The 13047-nt window shown below is 66.7% G+C and carries 9 protein-coding genes; 6 read left to right on the top strand and 3 right to left on the bottom strand.

Features of this window, described 5'->3' with window-relative positions:
• The first annotated feature begins 109 nt into the window (after positions 1 to 109).
• Positions 110 to 754: a mycothiol-dependent nitroreductase Rv2466c family protein gene (locus tag JOE69_RS01870; RefSeq protein WP_309795597.1), complete on the top strand. Its 645-nt coding sequence runs from the start codon at positions 110 to 112 to the stop codon at positions 752 to 754.
• Positions 755 to 815: 61 nt separating this feature from the next.
• On the opposite strand, the gene valS is transcribed toward JOE69_RS01870, so the two are convergent.
• From valS to JOE69_RS01855, 3 genes are read right to left on the bottom strand one after another with little or no spacing between them, the layout of a single operon-like run.
• Positions 816 to 3437 carry a valine--tRNA ligase gene (gene valS / locus JOE69_RS01865; RefSeq protein ID WP_309795595.1) on the bottom strand — a complete coding sequence of 874 codons (2622 nt, stop codon included), beginning with the start codon at positions 3435 to 3437 and terminating at the stop codon, positions 816 to 818.
• 37 nt (positions 3438 to 3474) lie between these two features.
• Positions 3475 to 3792 carry a PAAR domain-containing contractile injection system baseplate protein gene (locus tag JOE69_RS01860; protein WP_296363316.1) on the bottom strand — a complete coding sequence of 106 codons (318 nt, stop codon included), beginning with the start codon at positions 3790 to 3792 and terminating at the stop codon, positions 3475 to 3477.
• 4 nt (positions 3793 to 3796) lie between these two features.
• Complete coding sequence (locus tag JOE69_RS01855) at positions 3797 to 5080, bottom strand: COG1470 family protein (protein WP_309795593.1); 1284 nt, start codon at positions 5078 to 5080, stop codon at positions 3797 to 3799.
• Between the two features lie 228 nt (positions 5081 to 5308).
• Here JOE69_RS01855 and JOE69_RS01850 point away from each other — a divergent pair, with 228 nt between their 5' ends.
• Genes JOE69_RS01850 through JOE69_RS01830 form a run of 5 tightly spaced genes read left to right on the top strand, consistent with a single transcriptional unit; the run spans position 5309 to position 13029 of the window.
• On the top strand, positions 5309 to 5941 hold the full coding sequence (locus JOE69_RS01850) for a response regulator transcription factor (RefSeq protein WP_309795591.1): 633 nt from the start codon (positions 5309 to 5311) through the stop codon (positions 5939 to 5941).
• Positions 5941 to 9378: a TolB-like translocation protein gene (locus tag JOE69_RS01845; RefSeq protein ID WP_309795590.1), complete on the top strand. Its 3438-nt coding sequence runs from the start codon at positions 5941 to 5943 to the stop codon at positions 9376 to 9378. Before JOE69_RS01850 ends, JOE69_RS01845 begins: the two co-directional genes overlap by 1 nt.
• A 44-nt stretch (positions 9379 to 9422) precedes the next feature.
• On the top strand, positions 9423 to 10130 hold the full coding sequence (locus JOE69_RS01840) for a Pvc16 family protein (protein WP_309795588.1): 708 nt from the start codon (positions 9423 to 9425) through the stop codon (positions 10128 to 10130).
• The gene (locus tag JOE69_RS01835) at positions 10127 to 12268 is read left to right on the top strand and encodes an ATP-binding protein (protein ID WP_309795586.1); all 2142 of its coding nucleotides are present in this window, start codon (positions 10127 to 10129) and stop codon (positions 12266 to 12268) included. Before JOE69_RS01840 ends, JOE69_RS01835 begins: the two co-directional genes overlap by 4 nt.
• The gene (locus tag JOE69_RS01830) at positions 12265 to 13029 is read left to right on the top strand and encodes an eCIS core domain-containing protein (RefSeq protein WP_309795584.1); all 765 of its coding nucleotides are present in this window, start codon (positions 12265 to 12267) and stop codon (positions 13027 to 13029) included. The genes JOE69_RS01835 and JOE69_RS01830 overlap by 4 nt, the downstream gene beginning before the upstream one ends.
• Positions 13030 to 13047: the final 18 nt, after the last annotated feature.

Raw genomic sequence — 13047 nt, 5'->3', positions numbered from 1 at the left:
CCGCGGCTGCCGGCTTGCGCTCCGAAACCTGTCCCGAGCCTCGGAATGCCCGGGCGAAGATGTGCGTTATTGACAGAGTCAACACCCCCACCTACGAGGAGATCGCTTCATGACTGAGACCGCTGTGGCAACTGCCGGACAGACGCCGGTCGGCAACCAGGCAGATTTTTGGTTCGACCCGCTCTGCCCCTTCGCGTGGGTGACCTCGCGGTGGATCGGCGAAGTGGAAAAAGTCCGCGGAATCAGCGTGACCTGGCATGTGATGAGCCTGTCGGTCTTGAATGAAGGCCGCGACGGCTTGTCCGAGAAATACAAGTCCCTGCTGGGCAAAGGATGGGGCCCGGTACGTGTGGTGATCGCGGCGCAGCAGTTGCACGGCGACGAAGTAGTCAAACCGTTGTACGACGCGATCGGCAGCCAAATCCACCATAACGGCATCGACGATTACGACGAGGCGATCAGATTGGGACTGGCGGAAGCCGGACTGCCCGCCGAGCTGGCCGAATACGCGCACAAAGACACCTTCGACGCCGAACTCCGGGCCAGTCACGAAAACGGGATTTCCCGGGTCGGCCAAGAAGTAGGCACTCCGGTGGTCGCCTTCAACGGAACCGCGTTCTTCGGCCCGGTAATCACCCGGATCCCGCGCGGCGAAGACGCCGGTCGGCTGTGGGACGCGACCGTGACCTTGGCCGGCTTCCCGTATTTCTTCGAGATCAAGCGCAGCCGCACCGAATCGCCGCAATTCGGCTGAACCGCGGTTAACGGCGAACGGCGCAGCAGCCATGGGCTGCTGCGCCGTTCGCCGTGGTGGTTCAGCCGAGTTCGGCTTCGGCGAGTCTGACCTCGTCGACGGCGAGTTCATCGGCTTCGACCAGGGTCAGGTCCCGGGCATTGGCCGCCGCTTTGAGATCGGCCAATCCGTCCTGCACCTGGCGCAGCTGGCCGGCGGGGGCTCCGATCCGGGCACTGAGCACCTCGGTGCGTTGTTTCACCTTGGCCTCGGACTTGGCTTTCCGCAATCCGCTCAGCGCCGCACCGAGGGTGCCGAGCATGCTCAAATCGCCTTCGCCCAACCGCACGGCTTCGGGCCAGCTGGCCTGGTGCACTGAGCCGGTTCGCCACCAGGACCAGACCTCTTCAGTGGCGAAGGGCAGGAATGGTGCGAACAGGCGCAACAAGGAATCCAAGGTGGTCGCCAATGCGGCCAGCACGCTGGCCTGTTCGGCTTGGCCGGCAGCCCCGTAGGCGCGATCTTTGATCAGTTCCACGTAGTCGTCGGTGAACGACCAGAAGAAGCTTTCGGTCAGTTGCAGTCCGCGGGCGAACTCGTAGGATTCGAAGGCGCTGGTGGCCCGATCGACCACATCGGCCAGTTGGGCCAGGAGCGCCTTGTCCAGAGGATTGATCAGGGTCCCTGACGCGGGGGTTTCTTCCGCGTTGAGCACATTGGCTTCGGTAGCGCCCAGATTGAGCACGAACTTCGACGCATTGAGCAGTTTGATCGCCAAGCGGCGGCCGATTTTGATTTGCCCGACGTCGAACGCGGTGTCCACGCCCAAGCGCGCCGAGGCCGCCCAATAGCGCACCGCGTCCGCGCCGAACTGCTCCAAGGTGTCGGTGGGAACCACCACATTGCCCTTGGATTTGGACATCTTCTTGCGATCCGGGTCCAAGACCCAACCGGAGATTGGCGCGTGCCGCCAGGGTGTGGCGTCCTGCAGCGCGTCGGCGCGGACCATGCTGGAAAACAGCCAGGTACGGATGATCTCGTGGGCTTGCGGGCGCAGGTCGAACGGGAAGACATTGCCGAACAGCTTTTCATCCCGGCTCCAACCGCCGACGATCTGCGGGGTCAACGAAGAAGTGGCCCAGGTGTCCAGGACATCCGGGTCGCCGCTGAACCCGCCGGGCTGATCGCGCTGCGCCTCGCTGAACCCCGGCGCCGGCTCAGCAGCCGGGTCGACCGGCAAGGCCGAGTCGGCGGGCAGGATCGGGTTGGCATAGTCGGGTTCGCCGGACCCGTCCAAGGGGTACCAGACCGGGATCGGCACGCCGAAGAAGCGTTGCCGGGAGACCAGCCAATCGCCATTGAGCCCGGCCACCCAGTTTTCATAACGCGCCCGCATGAAGGCGGGATGGAATTCCAGCGACTTGCCCCGCTCGATCAATTTCTCCCGCCGGGCGGCGTCCCGGCCGCCGTTGCGGATGTACCACTGTCGGCTAGTCACCACTTCGAGCGGCTTGTCGCCTTTTTCATAGAAGTTCACCGGGTGCACGATCGGCTTCGGTTCGCCGTCGAGGTCGCCGCTTTCGCGCAGCTGCTGCACGATCGTCTCTTTGGCACTGAACGTGGTCTTGCCGGCAAGTGCTTCGTATGCGGCGACGCCGGCCCCGGTGATCCAGGCCGGGGTGTCTGCCAAGAGGCGGCCGTCGCGTCCGACGATCGCGCGGGTGGGCAGATCCAATTCGCGCCACCAGGTGACGTCGGTCAGGTCGCCGAAGGTGCAGACCATGACCAGTCCGGAGCCTTTGTCCGGCTTGGCCAGGGGGTGCGCCTTGACTTCGAGTTCGACGCCGAACAGCGGCGAGGTCACAGTGCTGCCGAAAAGCGGTTGGTAGCGCTCGTCGTCGGGGTGGGCCACGAGGGCTACCGCGGCGGGGATCAGTTCCGGACGGGTGGTCTCGATATGGACGTCCGTGCCGTCCGGCCGGTGGAAGGCGACCCGGTGGAAGGCGCCAGGGCGTTCCCGGTCTTCCAGTTCCGCTTGGGCGACCGCGGTGCGGAAGGTGACGTCCCAGAGCGTCGGGGCTTCGGCCAGATAGGCGTCGCCGGCCGCGAGGTTGGCCAGGAACGCCCGCTGGCTCACTGCCCGGGAGACATCGTCGATCGTGCGGTAAGTCAGATTCCAATCGACGGAGAGGCCGAGCGTGCTGAACAGGTCTTCGAAGACCTTTTCATCGTCGACGGCGAGTTCTTCGCAGAGCTCGATGAAGTTCCGCCGGGAGATTTGGATGAAATCCCGTTCGTTCTTGGCCGGTTCGGCCGGCGGGGCGAAGTCCGGGTCGTAGGGAGTCGCCGGATTGCAACGCACGCCGTAGTAGTTCTGCACCCGGCGTTCCGTGGGCAGGCCGTTGTCGTCCCAGCCCAGCGGGTAAAACACGTTTTTGCCGCGCATCCGCTGGAACCGGGCGATCACGTCGGTCTGCGTGTAGGAGAACATGTGCCCGACGTGCAGGGATCCGGACGCGGTCGGCGGGGGAGTGTCGATCGAGAAGACTTGATCCCTGCTGGTCTCCGGTTCGAAGACGTAGGTTCCTTCCTCGCGCCAGCGGGTGGCGAGCTTGGTTTCCAAGCCTTCCAACGCCGGCTTGTCCGGAACCGAGTTCACTGCGGTCGATGCGGGCGTGTCTGTACCCGGAATATTTTCAGCCATGGAGCAATTGTTCCATGGCGGCGCCGAAGCCGGGCAATCATCCGGAAATGATCACGGTGGGGCACCCGGGCCCGGGCATGATCGGTTGCCCATGCAGGGACAGATCAGCGACCCGGGCAGCCGGATAACCGCCGATGAACACCGTGGCGCTGCCTTGGGCGATGCCGTTCGGCACCGGGGATACGCAGGGGATGCTGCCCGGAATCTGGTTCGCCACAGCGGCGGGCGCGCCGCCGATCAGCACGGTGGCCACCGCGGCGGCCGGGGTCAAGGGTCCGCCGAGGTGCGGTTTGGGTCCGTCGGAAAGGCTGCAGAGGCAGGTGTCCCCGGCACGCAGGGCAGGTCCGCTGGGCATCTGGCTACGGCTTGACCGTGGTCTGGGTGCCGACGAACAGGGCACCGGTATCACATCCGTCCGGCTGGCTCGGCGCATTCGGCGGATTGCCCACTTTGTTGCAGGTCACGCTCATCACGATCTTTTGGCCCTGGGAGAATTCGATCGGGGTGCCGACGTGCTGGTCCGCATTGCGGAAGTTCTCCATGCCGAAGTCGAAGAGCTTCTGCCGGCTGCCGTCCGGGTTGACCAGGCTGATCGCCAAACGGCCGAAGTCGCCTTGCGGATTGCTCAACGAGAGATCGGTCAGCTTGATGGTGCTGCGATCCGGCACCGTGAGCTCGACCTCGCTCTGGCTGCCGGCCTTGGTCTGGGTTTCCAACCGCTGGTTGAATGGCGACGTGCTGATCGCCACTGGTGGCTTGCCGGCTTGGGCATTGACCTTGTTGGCTGAGTCCGATGCGGCCTGGGCAGCGTCCTTGGCCAGCTGGGCCGAATCTTTGGCGCCCTCGGCCTTCTGGTTCGCTTGTTGCACACTGGCTTGGATCGCGTCCTTGGCCGCGGATTCGATGGTCGGTTTGAGCAGGAAGAACCAAGCGAGCGCCAGCAGCGCGGCTGCGCCGACCACACCGAGCAGCGCCTTGGGCAGCCAACCTGGCATCGAAGGCTCCTGCAGGTGGCTCCCGTCGAGCACGATCTCTTCGCCGCCGACCGGTTGGACGCCGACCGTGAAGGGATGCGTGATCGCTTCGCCGCGGATCAGACCCTCGACGGGTTTGACCGCCAGGTCCACAAAGGCCACGGTCCCGGGAGCAATTTCGACGGTTTCCGGATTCCATCGGAAATCCAGGGCACCTTGCCGGTCGGTGCCGGAAAACTGCACCGAAATCGGAATATTGCCACGGTTGTCCACGGCAACCCGGTGCTTTCCGGAGCCGCGGCCGCGGCTGGTACGCGGCAACAATTCCGCGGTCACCGCAGTGAAGGCGGCGATGCTGATCTCGCCCTCCGGAAGCACCGCCGCCTCCGGATGCTCGCTGGGCAGTACCCGGACCCCGTAGGCCACCGGGCCGGCTGGGATTGCGAAGTCCTGCGGCGGCGCGAAATTCAGTGTGACGGTTTCGCTTTGTCCGGGATAGACCGAGATCGCCTTCGGCTCGACGGTGCAGTGTTCGGCGAGCAATCCGAGGACTTCGAAACGGTATTCCTCGACAATGGCGTCGTCGTTCCGGATATCGAGCTCTACCGTTGCCCGTTCCCCTGGGGTCAGGGTGACCGGGGTCGAGTCAAGGGTGGCGATGGTGGTCATGTGCTCTCCTGTAGGCGGTGCCCGCGCAGCGGATAGTGCGGGCCAATGTTGACCTTAGGCCGGTGCCGCGGGCTCCGGAACGTCCACCCGGCTGTCCTTTCGGGCAAAGGTTTTGCCCGTTGAGTTCTTGTTGAGTGCTTGTTGAGAACCATTGTGCAGACTAATCGTGCAGGTCGGGGGGGGGAGAGCTGCGCCGCAGACCTTAACGAGAGAAAGACACCGAGAACCATGACCGTTTCAGAGCCGATTGCCGTGCACGTCCACGCCAGCGACCCGATCTCCCTGGCCGGGGTGGTCAGCCACTTGCGTCCGCGTCCCGAAGTGAAAATCGTGGGACCGGCCGATGTGATGCAGGCGAAAGTCATTCTGATCTTGGCCGACAAACTGGATGAACAGACAGTGGGTGCCTTGCGGCAATTCCACCGGGCGGGTCACCGCCGGATCGTGTTGATGGCGGCGAACCTGGACGAAGCCGACGTGGTCAACGCGGCCGAGGCCGGCGTCGTGGCCCTGGTCCGTCGGAGCGAAGCCTCTGCGGAACGCATGGTTGCGGTGCTCACCGGCGCGGCGACCGGGGAAGGCACCGTGCCGGCGGATCTGCTCGGCAAGTTGCTCGGCCAAGTGGGCAGATTGCAACGTCATGTGCTGTCGCCGCGCGGCATGATGTTCAACGGGCTGGCCCCGAGGGAAGTCGAAGTGCTGCGGCTTCTGGCCGACGGCTTCGACACCCAGGACATCGCCAAGGAGCTGTGTTACTCGGAGCGGACCGTGAAGAACGTGGTGCACGATGTGACCAGCCGTTTGCAACTGCGCAACCGCTCGCACGCCGTGGCGTACGCCCTGCGGGAAGGCCTGATCTAGTGCGGTTGCGCAGTATCGGCCTGGCGGCCGCGTTGGCCGCCGGGCTGCTTGGCCCGGCCGCTGCTTCCGAGCCGGCGCCGATCGCGGCCGCAGCAATTCTGGCGCCGGCCAAGGAGCCGCAGCTGGCTTATCGCAAGGACCGGAACACCTTGGGCGTTTCCGAAGTTTTCCGCCGTTACGGCAAACCATCCGAGGATGGTCCCCGGCCGTATTACTCCTGGCAGAACCGTGATTGGCCGAACCTGCCCCAGGACGGCAGCTCCAGGGCTGAACCCACGGCCAGACCGGCGGTGGCTTCGGCGGCGGCCCCTGGCGATCCGCTGCCGGTGGGAAACAACGTCGAAACCCGGAGCACCCCGGACGGCGGCCAGGATCTTTATCGGATCGACGGCAAGGGCCGGGAAGTCCGGGTCACCTGCTCGCCGAAGACGCCCAAAGCGCACAGTTCGATCCACGGCAACCGCGGCATGATCGTGTATTCGGCTTTCGATGGAAAGCAGTGGCAGTTGTGGCTGGCCACGCCGAGTTCGTCGTTGGCCGGCCCGGAGGCCGACGCCGCGGACGCGGCGGATTGCAATTACGCCAATCGTCAGCTCACCTTCGGCGCCGGCGATCGAAATTGGCCGTCCTGGGTTCCAGGAACCGACTTCGTGGTCTTCAGCGGCACCAAGGACAACGCCTTGGGTAGCATCTATCTGCTCGAGGCGATCCAAGGATCTGCTTCCCTCGCTGCGCCGGAGGAGTACCGGCTCACCACCGGAGACTTCGCGGACGGCAAGCCGAGCGTGGGGATCGTCGGCGACGGGGGTGTCGCGGACGTCGGCCAGGGCGCGGCAGCCGGTTCCGTGGGATGCCCGGGGTGCCGGGGCACCGCCCTGTGGGTGGTCTTCAGCACCAACCGGTACCGGGCGGACGGCAGTCTGGCCGGTTTCCAGCTCGGCCGGGGCGGTGCAGCGTTGCGCGCGCAGGCGGCGGAACCCTTGACCGTCAGTTCGCTGTGGCAGGACCAGAGCGGCTTCGGAGTCGCGCCGGACCAGGGGATCTGGCAGAGCGACGAATCTGCTTGGGAGCCCGGTTGGACGTTCGGCGGCGAGCAGAACCGGATCGCATTCAGCAGCAAACGGAGCGACCCGGCCGGCGACATCTTCCAAGCCGGACTGTACCTGCAGGGCGACGACTGGAATGATGCCCGCCTGATCGCCGATCCGGAGGACGCTTCCGCCGTCGCAGACCGGCCGGGTGTGGCAGAGTCCCACCCGACCTGGATCTCCCGGTTCCAGAGCGGGGACGACGCCCAGGACCGGGCGATCATCGGCTATACGGTGCCGGCGCAGGACGCCCGGGCAATGCTCGGCCCGGTCAACGGCGGCACCGGGAGCGTCGGCGGCGAAGTACCCGCGGTGCCCGGCGACGCCAAGACCGCTGCCGATGCCGGAGAGCCGGCGTTCACTCCGGACGGTGGCACGCTGTTGTGGAGTCAGCGTACGAAAGACGGCCGCAAAATCGGCCAGCTGACGGGCCCGACGGCTGCGGAAACTCCGACGTTGCTCAAGTACCAGGGCCAAGAACCCCATGACTGGCTCGGCGAGCCGGCCATCTCACCGGATGGGAAACGGATCGCGTTCAGCCGAATATCGACCCTGGGCAGAGCCCGGGTATTCGTCGGCGACTATGCCGCCGACGGCACGATCTCGAACCTTTCTCAGCTGCCAGCGGGGACCGCCACCGGCAAGGACTGGAGCGAAGCGAGTCCCAGCTTCTCCCCGGACAGCAGGAAGCTGGTGCTGTCCCGGATCTTCTGGGGTGCCGACCCGTCGTTGCGGTTGGCCGACGAGACCAGGATCGTGACTCCGCCGGCGTTCGCCGGGGTGCAGGGCTGGTTCGGCCGAACCACCGTCGGGGTGCACGTGAAGAACGACGGCGACCGGCAGAGTGAACCGACCGCCGTCGAACTGAATGCGATCCGCAATGACGGGCTGCCCGCATTGACCCCGGATGACCTGAGCAACATCCCCCAGGGCTGTCTTGCCGGCAGCACTCCGGCGAGTCTGCGCTGCAAGGTGCCGTCGCTGGCACCCGGTACGGAATTCCAGTTCCAATTCGACGTGTACAGCGGGACCAGCTACGGGTTCAAGGTCTTCGGCTCCGTCGATCTGCAGGCCGGAGACTACCCGCGGAACAATGTCGCGGAGCTCAATTCACCGTATGTGAAAGAAACGCCGGGCCCCACGATCCCGCCGGCTGCGGCGGCCGGGGCCGCTGCGCCCTCGGGGGTGGTGGTGCCGCCGCCGGCGCCGGGCGCCTTCATGGCGCCGCGGCCGCAACTGTGGGTTGCCGACTTGGGCAGTGCTGAGGTGAGCCCGATCACCCAAGGATGCGCGTTGCGCAGTGCCGGCTGCCCGATCGTCGACGGTGCATCGCCGGCCTGGGGCTCCGATGGCCGGATCGCCTACCAGGACCGGGAGGTTTTGCACACTGCGGCGATCGACCAGGACGGCACGGCGGTCAAGCAGCAGCAGCTTACCGGGATCTTTCCCGAGGGCAAGCCTACGGCGAGCCGGACGGTTCTGGATCAGACTGCAGACCCCGCGTGGAGCAGCGACGGCAAGGAGCTGCTGTTCACCGGCCAGCCTGCGGGCAGGCCGAGCAACAAGGGGATCTATGCGTTGGATGCCAGCAATGGTGCCGGGTTGCGTACCGTCGCCCAGACGGCCTGGGAGGAGAGTCAGCCGGCAGCCAGACCGGCCAAGGCGCCGGACCCCGCGAAGCCGGTGGACCCGAAGGCTGCTGACCTGCTCGTGGCGCTGAACCTGGACCGGGACCGGCTCTGGCTCGGCGGCAAAGCGGTTCCGGGCAAGGCCGAAATCCGCAACGATTCGGATGCTCCGGCCAAGGGCGTGGTGGTCGACTTCGCGGCCTCGCCGGAATTGTCGATCAGCGCGGAAGGCTGTGCCGGAACGCATTGCGAGCTCGGCGAACTGGCCGCGCAGCAAAGCCGCACGATCACGCTGACCGTGACCTCCGCGGCGAAGGGCTCGGGGCAAGTAAGTGTCAAAGCCGTCAGCTCCGGAAACGAACGCGACTACACCAACAACACCGTGGAACGCAGGCTCACGGTGCTGGAGACCACGGTGCGGCTGTTGCCCAGTGTGGCCAAGCCAGGCGACGTGGTGCTGGCCTACCTGGAAAACCTGCCGCCCGGCGAGACGGTCAGATTGGCCTGGGAACAAGGCATCAATTCGGGGGCTGACACCTACGCTTCGGCGCAGGACAACCTGACGGTTCCGGTGCTGGTGGTCCCGGGCGACCAGCTCGGCGACCGCACGCTCCGGGTGCACAGCACTACGGGTGGCTTCGGCGGTGCGGACGGGATCGCCGGCAATCTCCTGGTAGTGCCCGGTGCCATGCAACCGCCGGGCTTCCTGGGCCGTGGCTGAGCCGCGCCCGTGGAACCGAACCAAAAGGCTGAAATGAGGTCCCGATGATCGGGCAGGTAGATGAAGCGCTCCGGCAGTTGGTCAAGACCGAGGCGCTGGCGGGCGGTGAAATCGAAGTGGTTTTCGACGCGCCGACCAAAGACTGGTCGTCGCGTCGGAATTCACCCACGATCAACTTGTTCCTGTACGACATCCGGGAGGATGTGCGGCGACGCGAACGCGGCTGGACCGAGGACCGGGCCCCGGACGGCACGGTGATTTCCCGGCGTCCGGCGCCCCGGTACTACAAGCTTTCCTATTTGGCCACGGCCTGGACGCAACGGACCGAAGACGAGCACCGCCTGCTGGATTCGCTGCTGCGCGGGTTTTTGAAATTCGAGGCGTTGCCCGAGGAATTGGTGGTCGGCGAGTTGGCGGAGCCGCGGCTACCGGTGCCGTTGAGCATCGGAGTGCCGCCGCCCGACGACCGGCCCTCCCCGGACGTTTGGTCGGCTTTGGGCGGCGAGCTGAAGCCGTCCTTGGAAATCGTGGTGCTGGCGCCGATCATGACCGGCGTCGTATATCCGATCGCCGCACCGGTCACCGAAGGCGTGATCCTGGACGTGGCCGACACCCGGTCCGGCGGCCACGACCGGGGCCGACGGAGGGGACCCCTGACCGGGGGGATCCGACTGCGGATGCCCGCCGAGCCGGCGACGGCGGGCGGGGCCGACGAGGAGCGTGCCGCCAAAGGGCCGGGGAAGCGGCGGTGAACGCGGTCGGGGAACTCGACGCGCATCACCTGCTGTCCAGGATGGCAATCGTCGAACAACGGGTCCGCGCGCTGCTCGCCGAGCGCCGGGCGGACGATCCGAATCCCGGGGATCCCTACCGCGGACTCTATTTGAGCGAAGAGCACCTGGCCCGGCTGCTCGCCCGGGTGGCCGGCCAGTCCGCGGATTCCGGGGTGCGCGGCAGGTTCGCGGAACTGGACCGGGAAAGCCAGGACTGCGATGCCCGGTTCCGGGCGATGGCCGCAGCGGCTGGAACCGGGCTGGCGTTGGACCGCTTGGTGGCGAACTTCGGCTTGGCCGCCCCGGAGGTGGAATTGCTGTTGATCGCGGTCGCCGCGGACATCGATCCGAGATTCGAGAGCTTTTTCGGCTACCTGAACGACGATGTGACCCGGCGCCGGCCCAGCAGCGCGGTGGCGATCGAATTGTGCGGCTGCCTGCTGAGCGATCCCGGGGTCCGCAACCGGCTGATCGACGGGCCCCTGGTCCGCGGTGGTTTGCTCGGGCTGAGCGATCCGGACCGGCCTTTTCCAGGCCGTGCGCTCCAGGTGCCGGATCGGGTGATCGGCTATTTGCTCGGCGGAAAAGAACTGGAGCCAGCGTTGGCGCCGGTGCTGGCCGAAGTGCCGGCCCTGGACTGGGGTGATCCGGCGGACCTCGCTGCGGCGTTGCGCAGCGGCGCCGGGCTGGCCTATTTGCGGGAGCAGCCGACCGGTTCCGGCACGGTGCTCGCCCGGGGTGCGCTCCGGGCCCGCGGCCTCGGAACTCTTGCGGTCGACGGCGTCCGGCTTGCCGGTGCGAGCGGCAAAACCGAGCTCGCCCGGGCGGCGGCGCGGGAGGCCCGGCTTTCCGACGCGGGACTCGTGGTGACGAATGTCCAGGCGCTTGACGGCGACCGTGGCCTTTTCGCCGCTCTGGACTGCGCGCCGATGCCGCTGATCCTCACCGGCACCGCCGCTTGGGATCCGGAATGGCTCGACGCCCCGCCCTGGCAAGGCGCAGTGCCGGCGATGAGCAGCCGGGAACGGGCCGAGCAGTGGCAGCAGTATTTGGCGCGCGACGGCGGCGCCGATCTCGCCGAAGACCTGGACCTGGCCGAGGTGACCGCGTTGTTCCGGCTCCGCCCGGAGCACATCGCTCGGGCCAGCCGGACCGCTTTGGCGCAGAGCCGCAGCAATCCCGGGAGCCGGCTTTCCGCGGGACACCTGGCCCTCGGGGCGCGCGCCGAAAACGGCGCCGCCCTGGACAAGCTCGCCCGCCGGATCGAACCCGGCGTCGGCTGGAACGATCTGGTTCTGCCGCCGCCGGTTCGGTCCGCCTTGCAGGAAGTCGAGTTGCGTGCCGTCTATCGGGACCGAGTCCTCGGCGACTGGGGGATGCGTCCCGGAGCCGGCCGTGGCCGCGGCGTCGCGGCGCTCTTCGCCGGCGACTCGGGCACCGGCAAAACCATGTCCGCCGAGGTCATCGCCGGGGCGCTGGGCCTGGACTTGTACGTGGTCGACCTGTCCACGGTGGTCGACAAATACGTCGGCGAGACGGAAAAGAACCTGGAGCGGATTTTCAGTGCAGCCGCCGGGGTCAACGGGGTCTTGCTCTTCGACGAGGCGGATGCCATCTTCGGCAAGCGCTCCGATGTCAAAGACGCGCACGACCGGTACGCGAACATCGAAAGCGCCTACCTTTTGCAGCGGATGGAGTCTTTCGACGGTCTGGCGATCCTGTCCACCAATCTGCGGGCGAACATCGATGACGCCTTCACCCGCCGGCTCGACGTGCTGATCGATTTCCCGATGCCGGACGCGAAGCACCGCAGCCTGCTCTGGGACCGGTGCCTGGGCAGCCGGTTGCGCCGGGCGGGCCGACTCGACCTGGACTTCATGGGTGCGGCCTTCGAACTCAGCGGCGGGGCGATCCGCTCGGCCGCGGTCACCGCCGCCTACCTGGCGGCGCATGACGACGCGGCACTGGGCATGGGCCACCTGGTCAACGCGGTGCACGGTGAGTACCGCAAAATGGGCCGGCTCACGGTGGAAAGCGAATTCCGGCCCTATTGGCATTTGGTCCGGCCAGCCGAATGGCGCAGCGATGAAATCAGGAAAGTGGAGGAAACCGGATGACCCACCATCAGCATGAGCAAGACCAGGAGCAGGCCAAGACCGCGGGGCAACCCGGGGAACGGGGGCAACGGACGCCCGACGCGCTGCAATTCGAGGCCGCCGCGCACGGCCGTCTGGAAGCCCTCGGCGGCCTCGGGATGCTCGGCCTGCAGCGGGCGGTCGGCAATGCGGCGGTCCGCGAGACGATCCAGCGTTCTCCGGTGCTGGACGTGGTCGCCGGTGCTGGACGGGCACTCTACGAGCCGGTCCGCCAGGATATGGAAGCCAGATTGGGCGCAGACTTTTCCGAGGTCAGGATCCACGACGACGCCGCAGCGCACGCTTCGGCGAAATCGGTGAGCGCCCATGCCTATACGGTAGGCAACCGGATCGTCTTCCAGCGCGATGCCTATGCGCCGGGCACCGCCGCCGGAGATCGGACGCTGGCCCATGAGCTCACCCATGTGATCCAACAACGGTCCGGCCCGGTGGAGGGCACCCCGGCGGGCAACGGAGTGAGCATCAGCGACCCTTCGGACCGCTTCGAACGCGAAGCCGAGGCGAGTGCGGAACGGGTGATGGGCCAGTCCGCACCAGCCGTCCGCAGCGCGCCAAGCCCGGCGGAGCGGGCGACGGGACCTCAGTTGCAGCGCGCCGTGCTGCAACGTGAAGCGGAAGGTCCGGAAGAAGCCGAGGAGGCGGCGGAATCCGCGCAGCTGCAGCGCCGGGCGTCGGTGCAACGCGAAGCAGCGGCGGACGAGCCTGCGGAAGCGGACGACTGAACCCGATGCCCCGAACCC

Origin of the sequence: Arthrobacter russicus, assembly GCF_031454135.1 — a bacterium.
Taxonomy (GTDB): Bacteria; Actinomycetota; Actinomycetes; order Actinomycetales; family Micrococcaceae; genus Renibacterium; species Renibacterium russicum.
Note: the sequence above shows the minus strand (reverse complement) of the source record. Positions and strands in the feature narration are given on the sequence as shown.